Source organism: Rhodococcus sp. EPR-157, from assembly GCF_001647195.1.
Classification (GTDB): Bacteria; Actinomycetota; Actinomycetes; order Mycobacteriales; family Mycobacteriaceae; genus Rhodococcoides.
Genome location: NZ_LVCV01000648.1, coordinates 1 through 17,430, shown reverse-complemented (window position 1 = coordinate 17,430; position 17,430 = coordinate 1). Strand labels below are relative to the sequence as shown.

Annotated in this window: 22 protein-coding genes and 1 pseudogene; 3 read left to right on the top strand and 20 right to left on the bottom strand. The window is 63.7% G+C overall.

The genetic code is table 11. The features are described 5' to 3' along the window. The coding region (gene eccD / locus A2J03_RS27755) for a type VII secretion integral membrane protein EccD (RefSeq protein ID WP_082898135.1) at positions 1–920 on the top strand (920 nt) is incomplete at its 5' end. Continuing rightward, positions 878–2,377 carry a type VII secretion-associated serine protease mycosin gene (mycP, locus tag A2J03_RS27750; RefSeq protein ID WP_068380916.1) on the top strand — a complete coding sequence of 500 codons (1,500 nt, stop codon included), beginning with the start codon at positions 878–880 and terminating at the stop codon, positions 2,375–2,377. The genes eccD and mycP, both read left to right, overlap by 43 nt. Here the strand turns inward: mycP and eccB are convergent. Further along, a complete protein-coding gene (eccB, locus tag A2J03_RS27745) occupies positions 2,326–3,777 on the bottom strand; it encodes a type VII secretion protein EccB (protein ID WP_068380911.1) in 1,452 nt (483 codons plus the stop codon). The genes mycP and eccB overlap by 52 nt on opposite strands. 152 nt (positions 3,778–3,929) lie before the next feature. Here eccB and eccE point away from each other — a divergent pair, with 152 nt between their 5' ends. After that, positions 3,930–5,597, top strand: a complete 1,668-nt coding sequence (eccE, locus tag A2J03_RS27740) for a type VII secretion protein EccE (protein ID WP_068380908.1) — start codon at positions 3,930–3,932, stop codon at positions 5,595–5,597. Here eccE and A2J03_RS27735 read toward each other — a convergent pair. From A2J03_RS27735 to A2J03_RS27645, 19 genes and pseudogenes are all read right to left on the bottom strand, one after another. Continuing rightward, positions 5,591–6,157 (bottom strand): NADPH-dependent FMN reductase, encoded by a 567-nt coding sequence (locus tag A2J03_RS27735; protein ID WP_068380905.1) that lies wholly within the window; start codon positions 6,155–6,157, stop codon positions 5,591–5,593. The genes eccE and A2J03_RS27735 overlap by 7 nt on opposite strands. A 24-nt stretch (positions 6,158–6,181) precedes the next feature. After that, a complete protein-coding gene (truA, locus tag A2J03_RS27730; protein WP_068380901.1) occupies positions 6,182–7,069 on the bottom strand; it encodes a tRNA pseudouridine(38-40) synthase TruA in 888 nt (295 codons plus the stop codon). 5 nt (positions 7,070–7,074) lie between these two features. Then, a complete protein-coding gene (rplQ, locus tag A2J03_RS27725) occupies positions 7,075–7,641 on the bottom strand; it encodes a 50S ribosomal protein L17 (protein ID WP_068380896.1) in 567 nt (188 codons plus the stop codon). Positions 7,642–7,675: 34 nt separating this feature from the next. Continuing rightward, entirely contained in the window at positions 7,676–8,740 is a 1,065-nt protein-coding gene (locus A2J03_RS27720) for a DNA-directed RNA polymerase subunit alpha (protein WP_068380893.1), read from the bottom strand. A 100-nt stretch (positions 8,741–8,840) separates the two neighbouring features. After that, the gene (gene rpsD, locus A2J03_RS27715) at positions 8,841–9,446 is read right to left on the bottom strand and encodes a 30S ribosomal protein S4 (protein WP_068380891.1); all 606 of its coding nucleotides are present in this window, start codon (positions 9,444–9,446) and stop codon (positions 8,841–8,843) included. A gap of 21 nt (positions 9,447–9,467) precedes the next feature. Further along, a complete protein-coding gene (gene rpsK, locus A2J03_RS27710; RefSeq protein WP_008718225.1) occupies positions 9,468–9,881 on the bottom strand; it encodes a 30S ribosomal protein S11 in 414 nt (137 codons plus the stop codon). Continuing rightward, a complete protein-coding gene (gene rpsM, locus A2J03_RS27705) occupies positions 9,881–10,255 on the bottom strand; it encodes a 30S ribosomal protein S13 (protein ID WP_068380888.1) in 375 nt (124 codons plus the stop codon). Before rpsM ends, rpsK begins: the two co-directional genes overlap by 1 nt. Positions 10,256–10,458: 203 nt before the next feature. Then, entirely contained in the window at positions 10,459–10,572 is a 114-nt protein-coding gene (gene rpmJ, locus A2J03_RS27700; protein WP_025347279.1) for a 50S ribosomal protein L36, read from the bottom strand. Positions 10,573–10,661: 89 nt separating this feature from the next. Further along, the gene (gene infA / locus A2J03_RS27695; protein WP_005140011.1) at positions 10,662–10,883 is read right to left on the bottom strand and encodes a translation initiation factor IF-1; all 222 of its coding nucleotides are present in this window, start codon (positions 10,881–10,883) and stop codon (positions 10,662–10,664) included. A gap of 235 nt (positions 10,884–11,118) precedes the next feature. Then, on the bottom strand, positions 11,119–11,916 hold the full coding sequence (gene map, locus A2J03_RS27690; RefSeq protein ID WP_068380885.1) for a type I methionyl aminopeptidase: 798 nt from the start codon (positions 11,914–11,916) through the stop codon (positions 11,119–11,121). Further along, positions 11,916–12,470 (bottom strand): adenylate kinase, encoded by a 555-nt coding sequence (locus A2J03_RS27685; RefSeq protein ID WP_068380883.1) that lies wholly within the window; start codon positions 12,468–12,470, stop codon positions 11,916–11,918. Before A2J03_RS27685 ends, map begins: the two co-directional genes overlap by 1 nt. Next, entirely contained in the window at positions 12,467–13,789 is a 1,323-nt protein-coding gene (gene secY, locus A2J03_RS27680) for a preprotein translocase subunit SecY (protein ID WP_068380880.1), read from the bottom strand. Before secY ends, A2J03_RS27685 begins: the two co-directional genes overlap by 4 nt. A gap of 333 nt (positions 13,790–14,122) precedes the next feature. Further along, positions 14,123–14,566: a 50S ribosomal protein L15 gene (gene rplO, locus A2J03_RS27675; RefSeq protein WP_068380877.1), complete on the bottom strand. Its 444-nt coding sequence runs from the start codon at positions 14,564–14,566 to the stop codon at positions 14,123–14,125. Between the two features lie 2 nt (positions 14,567–14,568). Further along, on the bottom strand, positions 14,569–14,748 hold the full coding sequence (gene rpmD, locus A2J03_RS27670) for a 50S ribosomal protein L30 (RefSeq protein WP_068380873.1): 180 nt from the start codon (positions 14,746–14,748) through the stop codon (positions 14,569–14,571). Beyond that, entirely contained in the window at positions 14,748–15,410 is a 663-nt protein-coding gene (gene rpsE / locus A2J03_RS27665) for a 30S ribosomal protein S5 (protein WP_068380871.1), read from the bottom strand. Before rpsE ends, rpmD begins: the two co-directional genes overlap by 1 nt. 31 nt (positions 15,411–15,441) lie before the next feature. Next, positions 15,442–15,855, bottom strand: a complete 414-nt coding sequence (gene rplR, locus A2J03_RS27660; RefSeq protein WP_068380861.1) for a 50S ribosomal protein L18 — start codon at positions 15,853–15,855, stop codon at positions 15,442–15,444. Position 15,856: 1 nt separating this feature from the next. Further along, complete coding sequence (gene rplF, locus A2J03_RS27655) at positions 15,857–16,396, bottom strand: 50S ribosomal protein L6 (protein ID WP_068380858.1); 540 nt, start codon at positions 16,394–16,396, stop codon at positions 15,857–15,859. A gap of 14 nt (positions 16,397–16,410) precedes the next feature. After that, on the bottom strand, positions 16,411–16,809 hold the full coding sequence (gene rpsH, locus A2J03_RS27650) for a 30S ribosomal protein S8 (protein WP_068380855.1): 399 nt from the start codon (positions 16,807–16,809) through the stop codon (positions 16,411–16,413). A gap of 392 nt (positions 16,810–17,201) precedes the next feature. After that, a pseudogene (locus A2J03_RS27645) lies at positions 17,202–17,430 on the bottom strand (amino acid permease); the annotation flags it as partial.

The following is a 17,430-nucleotide window of genomic DNA, read 5'->3' as shown; positions in this document are numbered from 1 at the left end:
TGCTCTTCGTCGTGGCCGGGGCGATCGTCGGACAGTTCTACCGCGACGACCGCACCGGTGTCTTTCTTTCGGGGTGCGCTCTCCCGCTGATGTTCACCTCCGGGGTTCGTTTCGTACCAGGTGAATTCGGCGCGCCCCATCTTCTTCTGGGCGGCGCGCTCGTCGGTGCGTCGGCAATCCTCGCACTGCGCTTGGGAAACCACGGCACGGCGTTGTTCACTGCGGCGGCGTCCGCAGCGGGAGTTGCCTGCGGCGCGTCCGCACTCATGTTGTTCGTCGACCTTCCGCTCGCAACGGTAGGCGCCGGAACTGCGGTGATCGGGTTGGCGGGCCTCGCGATCGCACCACGCATCTCGATGATGCAGGCGAGGCTCCCGCTGCCTCCGGTACCGACAGCAGGCGCGCCGCTCGACGAAAACGACGAGGAGGATCAACCGTCTGCCGCCGATCTGGCGCATCTCGCGCGCCGCGCGCGTAGCTACCTCACCGGCCTCGTGTGCGCAGCGTGTGCCGCCGCGGCCACGGGCGCCCTTCTCGCCGCACTGGGATCGGATTCAGTCGACCGGATCTATTGGCCGGGAATTACACTGGCGCTCGCGACTGCTCTGATACTCGTGCTCCGCGGACGTACCTTCGCCGAGGTTCACCACGCCGTTCCCCTCGTCGCCGGAGGTTCGACCATTGTCCTCGTCCTGACCTCCTCCGTTGTGTTCGCAGAACGTGACCAACCACTCGCGATCTTCACGGCATGCGTCCTTCTCACTCTGATCGCATTGTTCTTCGGATCGTTCATCCCGGCCAGGGAGTACTCGCCGGTGTTGCGACGGGCAGCGGAACTCGTCGAGTACGCGGCGATCGCGGTCGTGATTCCGGTGGCCTGCTGGGTATGTGGCCTGTACTCGGCGATGCGGGCCCTGTGATCGGCCGAAGGCCGATCTGGTTCCCGCTGCGCGCACTGTTCGTCGTCGGTACCGCAGCACTTTTCGGTACGTCGACGCTCGGTGCGGGGTTCGCCGCTGCGGAACGGCCTGTCGTCGACCCTGCATTGCTGCCCGCACCCGCCCCTGCCGCTCCGCCGGAACCGACCGAGCAACGAAACGCCTGCGTAGCCGTGTCGGCGGTACCCGACGGCACGGGGGTCCCCGACGAGATCGGAACCTTGGACTTCGGCGCGGTCTGGCCTATCACCCGAGGCGCAGGCCAGCTCGTCGCCGTGATCGACACCGGTGTGTCCCCGCACCCCCGGTTGCCTGGCCTGCGCCCGGGAGGCGACTACGTCCATACCGGAGACGGCCTGTCGGACTGCGACGCGCACGGGACACTGGTGGCAGGCCTCATCGCGGCGACGCGAGAGCCGGGCAGCGGCTTCTCCGGTGGCGCCCCCGAAGCCCAGATCATCTCGATCAGACAGTCCAGCAATGCTTTTCAGCGCGAGCGACAGGCAGGCGAAGAGGAAGGCGACTCGTCGGTCGAGAATGCAACCGGTTACGGCAATGTGATGACGATGGCCATGGCCGTCAGAACGGCAGCCGACCTCGGCGCAACGGTCATCAACATTTCCGAGGTGGCGTGCGTTCCTGGTGGCACCGGCGTCGCGGACGGACCGCTCGGCGCTGCGATCGACTACGCGGCCCGAGTGAAGGATGTCGTGGTCGTCGCCGCAGCCGGAAACACCGGCGGCGCCGGCGGATCTGCCTGCTCGAGCCAGAACCCGTCACCGGACCCGGCCGACCCCTTTGCCGACCAGTGGAATCGAATCGCGACCGTAGCCACACCCGCCTGGTTCGACGACCAGGTACTCACGGTCGGGTCGGTCGATTCCAGCGGCGCCCCAGCGGCTTTCACGTTGGCCGGTCCATGGGTCGACGTTGCGGCCCCGGGCACGTCGATGACGTCTCTGTCACCGACCGGCACGGGACTCGTCAACGGCACCGTGGACAACCAGGGAAACATCGCACCCATCCAGGGCACCAGCTTTTCGGCACCTCTTGTCGCCGCGGTCGCAGCGCTCGTTCGTGCTCACCGGCCCGAACTCGATGCAGCCCAGGTCATCGAACGCATCGAAGCGACGGCGCACGCACCCGCAGAGGGATGGAACCCGCTCGTCGGTCATGGCGTCGTCGATCCGCTGGCCGCAGTCACCGGTCAAGTCGACGGACTCCGAGGCACGGCTCCCGCAGACGCAGTCGCAATCCCCATGCCGACCGTACCGGTCCCGCCCGACACGAGACCGCGCTCCGTCGCGCTTGCCGGTGCCGCCGCCGTCGGTGTGGTTCTCGTACTCGGTCTCGGTGTATCGATTCCCCTTCGAAAAAGGGCACGACCTCATTCGGCCGGAAGTGCGGTCGCGTCCGGGTCCGGCCCGAGACCGTCGTGAGCAGTCAACGCGGCTTCGCGGCTCAGCGTCGGTCCGACACCCAGCAGTTCGACGATCTGCCAAGGCGCCGGGGCGGCAGCTCCGAATCCCAGGGCCTTCGCCGCGTCCCCGTCCGCGACACCGAACCGAACACCGGTATCCGCCACATAGAAGTATGCGTCGCGTCGCAGACTCGTCGGTGAAATGCCCGTGGTCTGCACGAAACCGCCACTGCCGGGCGCGAGGTAGACCTCGTCTGCTGCTGGACCGCCCCCGTCGGCCTGCGCCAGTCCGACCGGGTGCGCCGACTCCTCCAACGGCAAGGTGCGACCCGCAGACGTGACCACACGCGCGGTCGGTCCACCATCGGGAGCAGCCTGCGGAAGCCAGGACACACATGCAACCGGCTCGGCGTCACTGTCGACGATCGTCGGCCGAGCCGACGGAAAGGTATCGACGGCAAGCACATCGGCCGTCGGTGCCCGACGCAGAACATCCGGGTTGAGTGAATCGATCTCCGGACTCCCCTGCGAATCAGCGAACTTGATCAGTTGCGCGGTGGCCTCGGTGATCGACTGGATTCCCTCTGCCAGCACCACGTAGTACCGGACGTCCACCCCCGACACCTTCACCACGGACCCGATCGTCTTGCCCGCGATCTCGTAAGTCGGTAGCTGCCCCGCCAGTGGAACAACGGGTGGGACGATCGCCGGAACCACTGGAACCGCGTTCATCAGTGCCGAACTCACGTCCGAGGGCGTTTCACCCTCGAGCCCGAGAGCCCGAACCACCGAACGATCCGCCAGATCGATCCGCGCTCGAACTCCCCCGTAGACCAGGAAGACCCCGTCTGGAGTTCGCCACAGAAACGCGTCGGTATCGCCGAGCGGCGCGTTACCGTCGTCGTAGTGCGGCTCACCGGCCATCACCGACGTACCCGCCACCGCGCCCGTGCTGCCGAGAGTGTCACACACGCTCCAACCGACCGCCGCTCCGTCGACATCGTACGGCAAAGACGAAGGCGCACCGGGTATTCCGACCAACGACCCACGTTGCTTCCCTGCCAGCTCCGACTCCTTGACTATCGTCGGATTCTCAGCCTGGCCGAGGATCAACCGCGCCGATGCCAGATTGAGAACCGGATGCACGACGTCGTCCAATCGCACGAACATCGCTCCTGAATCCTTGCCGACGATGATCGACGCATCGCCGATCTTGTCCTGCGGACGAAGAAGCGCCAGCGCAGCACACCCGGCAAGCCCCAGGCACGCGACCACCAAACCCACAGCCAGCGCCCGGAATTGAGAGCGCATGGGGTCGTGCAACATCCGCACATCACGACGGACCAGCGCATGTTCCATCCGTCGGACAAGAAATCTGTACCCGCCGACCTGCCACTTGGTTGTCGGCGTCGCCGCCACGGTCCCCCCTACCGATAGTCGACCGACGTTCCCCCCGCCGGCCCCGGCCGTCACAGTACCTACTCCCGGGTCGGTTTGCGATAGAGTCCTCCCGACGAGTCGCGTGGGGACCCGGCTCGTCGATCGACATTCTCGGGGGGAGGAATCGCGCAATGGCTGAGCTGCTCGGCCGCCGCAGCCGTCACAGTGTCGGGCTTCGTGTGCCGACATTGAGGCGTGCGCTCGGCGTCGAGGTCGTCGCCGTTCTGGTGTGCTCCCTCGCGCTGGCCGCACGCATCCCTGCGCAGACCGCTCTGATGGTCGGCGTTCCACTCGCCGTTCTCCCGTTCTTCGTGTTCTCGGGCCGCACGCTGCTGGACTGGGCGATCACCGCCTTCGAGTACGCCACCGGATCGGTTCCGACAACCGGTGTCACCTCCGACTACACCGATCCCGACGGCACGACGATGGGTGTGCACCGACTCGACAGCCGCGCCTCGTGCGTCCTGGAACTCCGACCGGCCCCTGGAGCGACCACTCGGCTCGGACGCTCCGGTGCCACCCCGGATTTCTCGCTCGACCTGTCGACATTGGCGCACTGCCTTGTCCAGCACGACATCTCACTGAGCGGTATCACGGTTGTCTCGCACGGTGCGCGTACGGCATCGGGATCACCGGCGACCGATGTTTACGAGCATCTGATCGGCCCCCTACCTGCGGTGGCCTCGCGGACAGTGTGGGTGACCGTAACCCTCGACGTTCGCACCAACCGTGACGCGGTGGAGGCACGCGGCGGCGGGCACCTCGGCGTGCATCGAACGGTGTCGATAGCTACGCAACGCGTCGCGCGGGCACTGCAGGCACGGGGGGTTGATTCACGGCTACTCACACGCCACGACATACGATCTGCTGCGACGCACATGTGCCGAGGTGTCCCGCTCGATGCACTCACCGAGAACTGGCGCTCGGCGCCACTGCCCGGCGTCATCAGTACCGGGTTCGGACTCGAGTGCCGCGCGTTGGACGACGGTGCGCTCGCCGATATCTGGGCTGTGCCTGCACTGTCCACCTCCGTCGTACTGCGACTGTCGCCCAGTGCCACAACCGATCACATCGCACTGAGCGGATCCTGCGGCTTCGTCACTCGGACAGCCGCGCCGACACCTCCACTTGCCGGCTCGGTCTCGATGAGGGGTAGGCAGCGTGAAGCGCTGCTGACATCGCTGCCGCTGGCGATCACTGTTCCAGGCCGCGGCGATCCGGTTCGTGACATACCCGCCGCCAGGGTCGCTGCACTACGAATTCCCACGTCCGGCTGCGGACACCTTGTCGGCTCCGATTCCTCGGGTCACGGTGTCGCCGTGCGAATCCACGGCCCGGATCTCGCGTCCGTTCACGTCGCAGGCGAGCTGTACCTCGCCCAGCAGCTCGTGTTCAGAGCGATCGCCACGGGCGCACGAATACTGGTTCGCACCGACCGACCGCACGCGTGGGGACCTCTCGTCGACTCGGTGGCTACGCCTGACCGACTGCTGCTCGACGGCGGTCCACACCGCACTGGGACGAGAATCGACCTCGTCGTTCACGACTTCTCCAGTGAAGTCGACACACCAGCACCGTTTCGACACGACGGCATCACCGTGCTCACGCTGACCGAGCACAGCCCCCGCACACCGATGTCGGATCCCGACGTGTCCATTGTTCAACCAGGAGCTGCGGGAGACCGAATTCGGCTCCGCACCCAGCGTTCGGAGACGGAATTGGTGCTCGTCACCATTCCACAGGAAACAGCGTTCATCGGTCGACCCCGAAGCCTTCGACAGGCGAGCAATTCCTACTGACCCGGGTACGGCCGGGATGCCCGCAACGTCTTTGCTGCTGTTGCCCACCACTGCACTTGGTCGAGCATTCGAGCGGCCGAATCCACGGCGGGCCCGTCGACCACCACTGGGTCGGCCCCGAACGTCTTTCGGGCTCGTGGGAATCCGACGCTGTCGCGTACCGAGACCATGTGCAACTCCGCAGCGACCTGTCGCAGCTGCTCGACTGCTCGTGCACCGCCGTAAAGGCCACCGTACGAGACGAATCCGACCGGCTTGCCGCGCCACTCGTACTTGACGGTGTCGAGCGCGATCTTCAACGAACCTGGGTAGCCGTGGTTGTACTCCGGCGTCACCAGCACAACCGCGTCGGCGGAAGAGACCGCAGCTGCCAACGTGTCCGCGCCCGGCGAGGGAGACAGATCCGCAGGCAGGTCCAAGTCAATGAGATCGATCGTGTTCGCCACGAACTCGGACCGTTCGGCGACGATGCGCACGAACCACTGCGCAACCGTCGGCCCGAGTCTGTCCGGCCTGACGCTTCCGACGACGACAGCGAGTTCGATGGGCGTAATGGTCACCGAGTCAGCTTATTCGCCGGCGTTTCAGCAACATTCCTCGGACGCCGGTACCGCGGACCGTACCTCGCGCGTCGCACTGTTGCGCGCTGCAAGATCGTGTGCCGCCGGGTAGTCCACCGCAACCAGCGACAATCCATGTGCGGGTGCGACTGTCACCGAACTCGAACGTGAACGTGTGTCGAGTAGCGCTGCAGTCCACTCCGGGGTTCGCCTTCCCTCCCCTACTGCCTGCATCGCCCCGACGAGGCTCCGGACCATCGACCAGCAGAACGCGTCGGCGCTGACGTACGCGGTGATGCGGTCGCCCTCCTGCTCCCAATCGAAGCGTTGCAACTGACGCACCGTCGTCGCACCGTCTCGTCGTTTGCAGAACGCCGCGAAGTCGTGCAGTCCGATCAGCCGCGAGGACGCGTCACGGACCGCGGCGAGGTCGATCTCGCGCGGCCACGAGACGACACTGCGGACTTCCAGAGGGTCGACACCGTATCGCGCAGTACTGAACCGGTATTCGTAGTGGCGTCGCAAGGCCGAGAATCGCGCGTCGAAGTCCGCGGTGACTTCGGAGATGGCTTTCACCCGCACGTCGGTCGGCAGGAACCGAGCAAGCCTGCGTACGAGCCTCTGGGGTTCGTCGATTCCGCCGACGATATCGAAGTGGGCAACCTGTCCGTTCGCATGGACACCGGCGTCGGTGCGTCCTGCCACGGTCAGTTCGATCGACCGGCGTAGCACCGTCGAAAGCGCGTCTTCCAGCACCCCGCACACGGTCCGAATCCCTGGCTGACGCGCCCAACCGGAGAACTCGGTGCCGTCGTAGGCGATGTCCAATCGAAATCTGGTGGGGACCGAAAAAGCGGACCCGCCATTCCCGGTAGGAATGGCGGGTCCGCTTCGGTCGTACTCCGAAACCAAGAGGATTAGTCCTTCTTGGCTTCTTCTGCGTCGGACGCGTCCGATGCGTGTGCGTCCTTGTCTTCGATGCCGTCGACGACTGCTTCGGCGTTCTCGACCTCGGCGTCGGTCGCGTCGGCTTCGACAGCCTCGACGACGTTCTCCGCAGCCGGTGCAGCGGCAGGCGCCTGCGAAGCCTTCACGCGACGAGCGCGATCTGCTTCGTTGGACACCGTCTGCTCGTTGACGAGCTCGATGATGGCCATCGGCGAGTTGTCACCCTTGCGGGGGACGGTCTTGATGATGCGTGTGTAACCACCGTCGCGATCGGCGAAGAAAGGCCCGATCTCGGCGAAGAGCTTGTGCACGACATCTTTGTTGTTGATCGTCTTGAGTACCTCACGACGATGAGCCAGATCACCCTTTTTTGCATGGGTGACGAGCTTCTCGGCGTGGGGACGAAGGCGCTTGGCCTTCGACTCGGTCGTGGTGATGCGGCCGTGCTCGAAGAGTGCCGTCGCCAGGTTGGCCAGGATGGCCTTCTGGTGCGACGCCGACCCGCCGAGACGGCGGCCCTTGGTGGGCTTGGGCATGATGAATCTCCTAGTAAGAGCTCCAGCGAGCTGATTACAGCTGTTCTGTCTCGGCGTAGTCCTGCTCGGCGCCTTCGCTGTCTGCGAAGGAACTAGCGTCTGTGTCGCTCCACGTTCCCGTGGTGGCGTCGTATCCGGGCACGGTGGTCGGATCGAAGGACGCGGGGCTGTCCTTGAGCGAAAGGCCGAGCGAATGCAGCTTGACCTTCACCTCGTCGATGGACTTCTGTCCGAAGTTACGAATGTCCAGCAGATCGGACTCGGTACGACCAACCAGCTCGCCGACGGTGTGAACACCCTCGCGCTTGAGGCAGTTGTAGGAACGAACCGTCAGGTCCAGATCCTCGATGGGGAGTCCGAAGGAAGCGATGTGATCGGCCTCGGCGGGCGAGGGTCCGATCTCGATTCCTTCTGCTTCGACGTTCAGCTCACGGGCGAGACCGAAGAGCTCAACCAGGGTCTTGCCCGCCGAAGCGAGCGCGTCCCGCGCGGTGATGGAGTTCTTGGTCTCCACGTCGAGAACGAGCCGATCGAAGTCGGTGCGCTGTTCGACGCGAGTGGCCTCCACCTTGTAGGTGACCTTGAGCACCGGCGAGTAGATCGAGTCGACCGGGATACGGCCGATCTCTGCGCCGGACGCCTTGTTCTGGACGGCAGGGACGTAACCGCGGCCGCGCTCGACTACGAGCTCGACCTCCAGCTTGCCCTTGTCGTTCAGGGTCGCGATGTGCAGATCCGGATTGTTCACCGTGACGCCTGCCGGGGGAACGATGTCGCCTGCAGTGACAGCGCCTGGGCCCTGTTTGCGGACGTACATGGTGACCGGCTCGTCCTCTTCGGAACTCACGACGAGGCCCTTGAGGTTCAGGATGATGTCGGTGACGTCTTCCTTGACTCCGGGAACCGTGGTGAATTCGTGGAGAACGCCGTCGATACGGATGCTGGTGACAGCAGCGCCGGGGATCGACGACAGAAGGGTACGGCGGAGCGAGTTGCCGAGGGTGTAACCGAAGCCAGGCTCGAGCGGCTCGATGACGAATTTCGAGCGGTTGTCGGCGATGACCTCTTCGGTCAACGTCGGGCGCTGTGAAATGAGCATTGTGTGTTCCTCCTGTACGGACGTCCGCTATTTGACGTCCACGTGTGGAGGCGAGAACGCCTGCGAGTGTCGGGTGTGACACTCGCAGGCACGCTTCGCCTTACTTCGAGTAGTACTCGACGATGAGCTGCTCCTGGAGCGGCACATCGATCTGTGCGCGCTCCGGTACCCGGTGAACCAGGATACGAAGACGGTTCGGAACGACCTGCAGCCACGGAGCCACGGGACGATCGCCGTAGCTCTCGCGTGCGATCTGGATCGGCAGAGTCTGTGCCGACTTCTCGCGGACATCGATGATGTCGTACTGCGAGACGCGGTAGCTGGGGATGTCCACTCGCTTGTTGTTGACGAGGAAGTGGCCGTGCGTGACCAGCTGGCGCGCCTGACGACGGGTACGTGCCAGTCCGGCACGGTAGACCACGTTGTCGAGACGAGTCTCGAGGATCGTCAGCAGGTTCTCACCGGTCTTGCCGGGGCGCCTGTTGGCTTCCTTGTAGTACAGACGGAACTGCTTCTCCATGACGCCGTAGGTGAAGCGAGCCTTCTGCTTCTCCTGCAGCTGGAGCAGGTACTCGCTCTCCTTGATCCGCGCGCGGCCGTGCTGGCCGGGCGGGTAAGGACGGCGCTCGAACGCCTGGTCGCCTCCGACGAGGTCGACGCGCAGACGACGCGACTTGCGGGTGATAGGACCGGTATAACGTGCCATTTTCTAAACCTTTCCTTCCCGCTAGACCCGACGCCGCTTGGGCGGACGGCAGCCGTTGTGCGGCTGAGGGGTGACATCGGAGATGGTGCCGACCTCGAGGCCAGCGGCCTGAAGCGAGCGGATCGCGGTCTCACGGCCGGAGCCGGGACCCTTGACGAACACGTCGACCTTCTTGACGCCGTGTTCTTGAGCCTTGCGGGCAGCGCTTTCGGCTGCGAGCTGGGCGGCGAACGGCGTCGACTTGCGCGAGCCCTTGAAGCCCACGTGGCCCGACGACGCCCACGAGATGACATTGCCGGCCGGGTCGGTGATCGACACGATCGTGTTGTTGAACGTGCTCTTGATGTGCGCAGATCCGTGCGGAACGTTCTTCTTGTCCCTGCGACGAGTCTTCTGCGCCTTCTTCGGACCGGTACCGCGTGCTTTAGGGGGCATTACTTCGCCTTCTTCTTGCCGGCAATGGTGCGCTTGGGGCCCTTACGGGTGCGCGCATTGGTCTTGGTGCGCTGTCCACGGACGGGCAGACCACGACGGTGGCGAAGGCCCTGGTAGCAGCCGATTTCGATCTTGCGACGGATGTCGGCCTGAACCTCGCGGCGCAGGTCGCCCTCGACCTTGAGGGACTCCTCGATGTACTCGCGGAGCTTCGTCAGATCTTCGTCGGCCAAATCCTTGCTGCGCAGATCCGGGTTGACCCCGGTTGCGTCGAGGATTTCCTTGGAGCGGGTACGGCCTACGCCGTAGATGTAAGTCAGTGCGATCTCCATGCGCTTTTCGCGCGGCAGATCCACACCTGCGAGACGTGCCATGTGGCAATCCTTTTCTTGTCCGGAGGTCTGCTCCCAGTCCGTCCCCTGTGTTCTTCTCACCGCTGGGGTGTGAAGCGTCTTTCAACTAACTCAGTGGGGCCCCGGCCTCCGTGCCGGGGGTATGCCGCAACGCGTATGTCGCGGTTGGTGCTGGGAGGTCATCTTCTAGCTATGTGCCAAGCAGAAATGCGAATGCTCGGTGGTTATCCCTGACGCTGCTTGTGACGCAGGTTGTCGCAGATCACCATGACTCGCCCATTACGACGAATCACCTTGCACTTCTCGCAGATCTTCTTGACGCTCGGCTGAACCTTCACGTCGTTTGATCTCCTGTGTGTAGCTCGCGCGTCGGTGACCCGAAGCAGCGAGCATGGTTCTCTCCGACCGGACATGGCCGGAGAAGCTCTTACTTGTAGCGGTAAACGATGCGTCCACGCGTGAGGTCGTACGGAGAAAGCTCCACTACGACGCGATCCTCCGGGAGGATACGAATGTAGTGCTGGCGCATCTTTCCGCTGATGTGTGCGAGTACCTTGTGGCCGTTCTCGAGCTCAATGCGAAACATCGCATTGGGCAAGGGTTCGACTACCCGGCCCTCGACCTCGATGGCACCGTCTTTCTTAGCCATATCCTCCGCGTCCCTGGCGTTATACCTGGTTGATTGCATCTGTTTTCCGTTAACGTGATGCACACTGGCCGTCGACACGAAATCGAAGGTTTCACCGGATGAACGAGGGCCAGGCTTGCGCAGGCATGCGAACAACCGGCGCGCAGAGCGCACCGTCGACCTATGTTACCGGTAAACGACCACCAGGCCAAATGCGCTCGAACCGGCCCATGCCAGTCGAGCCCAGTCGGGCGGACTACTCCGGGCGGAGGGTCAGGATTCGAGGACCGTCGTCGGTGACCGCAACGGTGTGTTCCCAGTGTGCGGCGCGAGATCCATCGGTGGTGACGACAGTCCAGTCGTCGTCCAGGATTTCCGTCTCGTACGTACCGAGCGTCAGCATCGGTTCGATGGCGAGCGTCGAACCCACTACGAGTTCGGGTCCCTTACCGGGCGCGCCCTCGTTCGCGAGGAACGGTTCCATGTGCATCTCGCGGCCGATGCCGTGGCCGCCGTAACCGTCGACGATGCCGTACTTGCGGCCGTGCAGCTTCTCCGCTGCGTACGTTCCGTTCTCGATGGCGTGCGAGACGTCTGTGAGTCGGTTGCCGGGCAACATCGCGGCGATGCCGGCTTCCATCGACAGCCGCGTCGCTTCACTGAGAAGCGCGTCGGCCTCGATGATGTGCCCGATGCCGAAGGTCCACGCCGAATCCCCGTGCCAGCCGTCGAGAACTGCGCCGCAGTCGATCGAGATCAGATCACCTTCGACCAGGATGTCGTCGGCCGACGGAATTCCATGCACGACACGGTCGTTCACCGATGAGCAGATGCTGCCGGTGAAGCCGTGGTATCCGAGAAACGAGGGAACCGCCCCGGCTTCTCGGATCACCGATTCCGCAACGCGATCCAGATCGAGAGTCGATACGCCGGGCTTGGCCGCGTCACGCACGGCAACCAGAGCAGCGCCGACCACGGCACCCGCAGCAGCCATGGCGTCGAGCTCCCCTGGGCTGCGAAACGGCACTACCTTGCGCTTGCGACCGAACGCCATTACTTGTCGAGATCCTCGATCGCCTTCAATGCCCGAGCGCTGACTTCCTCCACGTCGCCCATCGCGTCGACCGCGAGGATCTGGTCGCGGTAGTGGTCGAGAAGTGGAGCCGTCTCGTCCCGGTACACCTTGAGCCGGTTCCGGATGACGTCTTCCGTGTCGTCTGCGCGACCGCGCGAGAGCATGCGCGTGACGACGATGTCCTCGTCGACGACGAACGACAGGACAGCGTCGAGCTTCGCTCCCAGGTCCGCCAGAATGTCCACCAGCGACTCGGCCTGGCCGACGGACCTCGGAAAGCCGTCGAGAAGGAATCCGTTGACTGCGTCGGGTTCGGCGAGGCGGCTGCGAACCATGTCCACGGTCAGCTCGCTCGGGACGAGGTCGCCCGCATCGAGGTACTTCTTCGCTTCGATTCCCAGTGGTGTCTGCTCACCGATGTTCGCGCGGAACAGGTCACCGGTCGAGATGTGGGGTACGCCCAACTTCTGCGAGAGAACTTCAGCCTGGGTGCCTTTGCCTGCACCGGGAGGACCAAGTAGAACGAGTCTCACTTGAGGAACCCTTCGTAGTTACGCTGCATCAACTGACTTTCGATCTGCTTCACGGTATCGAGACCGACGCTGACCATGATCAGCACTGCGGTGCCACCGAACGGCAGGTTCTGCCCGCCACCGGAGCTTCCGATATCGAGGAACAGGTTGGGCAGCACGGCGATGGTGCCCAGGTAGATCGCGCCCGGCAGGGTTATCCGACTGAGGACGTAATTGAGGTAGTCGGCGGTCGGCCTGCCCGGACGAATTCCGGGGATGAACCCACCGAACTTCTTCATCTCGTCGGCCCGTTCCTCCGGATTGAAGGTGATGGCGACGTAGAAGTAAGTGAAGAAGACGATGAGTCCGAAGTAGGTAGCGATGTACACCGGGTTGGCCGGGTTCACCAGATACTCGTTGATGATTCGCTGCCACCAGGACGGATCCGTCGCGGTACTCGCAGATGTGAGCTGAGCGATGAGGTTCGGGAGGTACAGCAGCGAGGACGCGAAGATCACCGGGATGACGCCGGCCTGGTTGACCTTCAGCGGCAGGTACGTCGACGATCCGCCGTACATCTTGCGTCCGACCATACGCTTGGCGTACTGGACCGGGATACGACGCTGACCCTGCTCGACGAACACGACGCCGGCGATGATCAGGAACGCGGCGACGCAGACCATCGCGAAGACGAGGCCTCCGCGGCTGTCGAGAATGGACTTGCCTTCCGACGGAATACGCGAGGCGATTCCGGCGAAGATGAGAAGCGACATGCCGTTGCCCACGCCGCGTTCGGTGATGACCTCACCGAACCACATGACCACCGCTGCACCCGCCGTCATGACGAGAACGATGATCACCAGGCCGAAGATGCTCTGGTCGGCAATGATGTCCTGCTGGCATCCCTGGAGGAGCTGTCCACGCGAGGCGAGAGCGACGAGACCGGTGGCCTGCAGAATCGCGAGCGCGATCGAGAGATAACGCGTGTACTGCGTCATCTTGGCCTGGCCGGACTGTCCTTCCTTGCGGAGTTCCTCGAACTTCGGGATGACCACAGTCAGGAGCTGAACGATGATGCTCGCGGTGATGTACGGCATGATGCCGATCGCGAAGACCGACAGCTGCAGTAGCGCGCCACCGGAGAACAAGTTGATGAGCGAGTAGATACCCGCTTGGTCGCCACCGGAGACCTGGTCGATGCAGGCTCGGACGTTGGCGTAATCCACACCGGGGGACGGAAGAGTAGCGCCGAAGCGATACAGGGCCACCAGACCGAGTGTGAAAAGGATCTTCCGTCTCAGGTCAGGAGTCCTGAGGGCCGACACGAAGGCGGAAAGCAAAGATCCTCCTGGCACGACTGCGTTGGTGTCGAAACACCCCTCGAACCCGAATGGGCACTCGGGGCGTTCGACCTTGGACTGCGGACGATATGGATCGCCCGCATGAAAGGCGTTGTCACTGAACTCTAGAACTCTAACAGTGCGCGGCGGACCGCCCGTCGGTCAGTCTGCACCCGGCCCGATGGGCTCGGTACATACCTACCCGCAGTGGGACCGACCCTGCACCGTTGTAGACCCGCAATGGCACCGATGGCCGCAGCGTGGGCCTCTTTCGAGGCTTGCCGCTGCGGCCATCGACACACTATTGCTCACTTCGACGACAAGTCGACGTGGCTATACCTCGGTTGCGCTACCGCCTGCAGCAGCGATCTTTTCCTTGGCAGAGCCAGTGAACTTGTTGACGGAGATGTCGACCTTGACGGTCAGCTTTCCGTCGCCGAGTACCTTGACGGGCTCGTTCTTGCGAACCGCACCCTTGGCGATCAGCTCGGCGATGCCGACCTGGCCACCCTCGGGGAACAGCCGCTCGATGTCGCGAAGGTTCACGACCTGGAACTCGACACGGTTCGGGTTGGTGAAGCCCTTGAGCTTCGGGAGACGCATGTGAAGGGGCATCTGGCCACCCTCGAAGCGTGCCGGCACGTTCTTGCGTGCGCCGGTTCCCTTGGTACCGCGACCCGCGGTCTTGCCGCGCTTGCCACCTTCACCACGGCCGACGCGAATCTTCGTCGACTTGGATCCGGGAGCAGGACGGAGGTGATGCAGTTTGATGGTCATGGCTAGACCTCCTCAACAGTTACGAGGTGGCGGACAACATTGACCAGACCTCGGGTCTGCGGGGTGTCGTCACGGACGACGGACTGGCGAATGCCTTTGAGTCCGAGGGTCCGCAGGCTGTCCCGCTGGTTCGACTTCTGGCCGATGGTGCTCTTGATCTGAGTGACCTTCAGCTGTGCCATTACTTCACCGCTCCTGCCTGTGCACGCGCACGAAGCATTCCGGCGGGAGCAACCTCTTCGAGGGTCAGACCGCGACGAGCTGCGACCTCCTCGGGACGCTGCAAGCCCTTGAGCGCTGCCACGGTGGCGTGCACGACGTTGATCGCGTTGTCGCTACCGAGCGACTTCGAGAGCACGTCGTGGATGCCTGCGCACTCCAGCACGGCGCGAACAGCACCACCGGCGATGACTCCGGTACCGGCACTGGCCGGACGGAGCATGACGATGCCTGCTGCTGCTTCACCCTGGATGGGGTGTGTGATGGTTCCGCCGATCATCGGGACACGGAAGAAGCTCTTGCGAGCCTCCTCGACGCCCTTCTGGATCGCCGCGGGAACTTCCTTGGCCTTGCCGTAGCCGACGCCGACCAAGCCGTTGCCGTCTCCGACGATGACGAGGGCGGTGAAGCTGAAGCGTCGACCACCCTTGACCACCTTGGACACGCGGTTGATCGCGACTACGCGCTCGATGAAGTTCGACTTCTCGGCAGCGTTTCCGCCACGCGAGTTGTCGCGACGGTCGCGTCCACCACGGTTGTCACCGCGGTTGTCGCCACCACTGTTCGGTCCACTGTTCTGTCCGGCGGGGCCGCTTCCACCGTCACGCCGTTGACGTCCCGGCATCAGGCTGTCCTTCCGTTGTCAGTAAGAGTCATCAGAATGCCAACCCACTCTCGCGGGCAGCATCTGCCAGAGCCGCGATGCGGCCGCTGTAGTTGTTGCCGCCACGGTCGAACACGACCGCGTCGATTCCGGCAGCCTTCGCGCGGCTGGCAATGAGCTCGCCGACCTTTGCGCTCTGGGCCTTCTTGTCTCCGTCGAGTGCGCGCACGTCGGCCTCGATCGTCGATGCGCTGGCCAGCGTGTGGCCCGCGAGATCGTCGACCAACTGGACGTGGATGTGCCGTGCGGAGCGGTTGACGACCAAGCGCGGACGCTCGGGCGTTCCGGAGATCTTCTTGCGAAGGCGGAAGTGACGACGCGCCTTCGACAAGCGACGCTTCGTCGACACGTCGGTTCCGCGAGGTGTGCGGTCGACCTTCGCCTTGTCTGCTGTTTGCTGGCTCATATCACTTACCCGTCTTTCCGACCTTGCGGCGGATAACTTCACCCTCGTAGCGGATGCCCTTGCCCTTGTACGGGTCGGGGCGCCGCAGACGACGAATGTTGGCCGCGATCTGGCCGACGTTCTGCTTGTCGATACCGATGATGGTGAATCGCGTGGGCGACTCGACCGTGAACGTGATGCCCTCCGGTGCTTCGATCAGCACGGGGTGGCTGTACCCGAGAGCGAACTCGAGGTCCTTGCCCTTGAGCACAACGCGGTAACCGACGCCGTGGATCTCCATCTTGGTGGTGTAACCGTTGGTGACACCGGTGATGAGATTGGCAACGAGGGTGCGCGAAAGGCCATGCAGCGAGCGACTACGGCGCTCGTCGTCCGGACGGGTGACGGCGATGGTGCCGTCGTCCGCGCGTGCGATCTGGATGGGCTCGGCGATTGTCAGGTTCAAGGCACCCTTGGGTCCCTTGACTGCAACATTCTGGCCGTCGATCGTGATGTCGACGCCCGCGGGGACCGTGACCGGCAATTTTCCAATACGTGACATGGTGGTGGCCTCCCCTACCAGACGTAGGCGAGGACTTCTCCGCCCACACCCTGCTTGGCCGCCTGACGCTCTGTGAGCAAACCGGTGGACGTGGAGATGATCGCCACGCCCAGGCCGCCGAGAACCTTGGGCAGATTGGTGGATTTTGCGTACACGCGAAGGCCAGGCTTCGAGATGCGGCGCACGCCTGCGAGGCTGCGCTCGCGGCTGGGTCCGTACTTGAGATCGACGATGAGGGTCTTGCCCACCTCGGCGTCCTCGGTACGGAAATCGGAGATGTAGCCCTCACGCTTGAGGATCTCGGCGATGTTCGCCTTCAGCTTCGAGTGGGGAAGCTTCACCTCATCGTGGTACGCCGAGTTGGCGTTGCGCAGACGGGTCAAGAAGTCTGCAATTGGATCGGTCATCGTCATGGTGTGACCTGTGCACCTTTCTCGCAGCGGTTCCCATGCAGCACGCGCGAACTGGTGCCCCTGGGGTCTCGAAAACCCCGGCGGGCCTGGCTCGTCACATCGTGGGCCTACAGCGAAGTGAACATGTCCTGACCGACTGTTGCCGGTCAGGGGTTGCGCTCCAAGCAGTGCATCGCTGCACTGCCAGGTGTTACGAGCTTCCGCGTGTTCGACATGCTGACGTGCGGAGAACTCGAGGTTGCGTCAATATTGCAAGGACTCGCGTGCAGGCACGACGAAGCCCGGGCAACCGCACAAGTGTAGGCAACCGGTGGTCAAACTCCAAATCGTCCGTGCTAAAGGAAGGCCTGAGCCCCCAGACGAACACGGCGCCCGGTTCCTCGCTCCCCGGTTCACTCCGTCTCGTGGCGTTCCGCGTCATTCCGGAGCGAACGTCGACTGCCGGACTTGTTGACGATGTAGGTGACGCCCCACAGCGCGACGCCGATCAGGAGCATGGCACCGGCAATCTTGTATTGGATCATCTGTGACTCGGTTCGGGCCCATGGACCGACGAGGAACAGACACAGTGCTGCGCCTGCAACCGATACCCATACCGGAGCCCGGAAGAAGGTCTTGTCC

Excerpts from the sequence above, each read along its gene's own strand:
- rplR (WP_068380861.1), bottom strand. The coding sequence starts at position 15,855 with ATGAGCCAGCAAACAGCAGACAAGGCGAAGGTCGACCGCACACCTCGC.
- rplQ (WP_068380896.1), bottom strand. The coding sequence starts at position 7,641 with ATGCCCAAGCCCACCAAGGGCCGCCGTCTCGGCGGGTCGGCGTCGCAC.
- map (WP_068380885.1), bottom strand. The coding sequence starts at position 11,916 with ATGGCGTTCGGTCGCAAGCGCAAGGTAGTGCCGTTTCGCAGCCCAGGG.
- A2J03_RS27720 (WP_068380893.1), bottom strand. The coding sequence starts at position 8,740 with ATGCTCATTTCACAGCGCCCGACGTTGACCGAAGAGGTCATCGCCGAC.
- rpmD (WP_068380873.1), bottom strand. The coding sequence starts at position 14,748 with ATGGCACAGCTGAAGGTCACTCAGATCAAGAGCACCATCGGCCAGAAG.
- rpsH (WP_068380855.1), bottom strand. The coding sequence starts at position 16,809 with ATGACGATGACCGATCCAATTGCAGACTTCTTGACCCGTCTGCGCAAC.
- rplO (WP_068380877.1), bottom strand. The coding sequence starts at position 14,566 with ATGACCATCAAACTGCATCACCTCCGTCCTGCTCCCGGATCCAAGTCG.
- rpsE (WP_068380871.1), bottom strand. The coding sequence starts at position 15,410 with ATGCCGGGACGTCAACGGCGTGACGGTGGAAGCGGCCCCGCCGGACAG.
- rpsM (WP_068380888.1), bottom strand. The coding sequence starts at position 10,255 with ATGGCACGTCTCGCAGGTGTGGATCTGCCGCGCGAAAAGCGCATGGAG.
- eccE (WP_068380908.1), top strand. The coding sequence starts at position 3,930 with ATGGCTGAGCTGCTCGGCCGCCGCAGCCGTCACAGTGTCGGGCTTCGT.
- infA (WP_005140011.1), bottom strand. The coding sequence starts at position 10,883 with ATGGCTAAGAAAGACGGTGCCATCGAGGTCGAGGGCCGGGTAGTCGAA.
- rplF (WP_068380858.1), bottom strand. The coding sequence starts at position 16,396 with ATGTCACGTATTGGAAAATTGCCGGTCACGGTCCCCGCGGGCGTCGAC.
- rpsD (WP_068380891.1), bottom strand. The coding sequence starts at position 9,446 with ATGGCACGTTATACCGGTCCTATCACCCGCAAGTCGCGTCGTCTGCGC.
- rpsK (WP_008718225.1), bottom strand. The coding sequence starts at position 9,881 with ATGCCCCCTAAAGCACGCGGTACCGGTCCGAAGAAGGCGCAGAAGACT.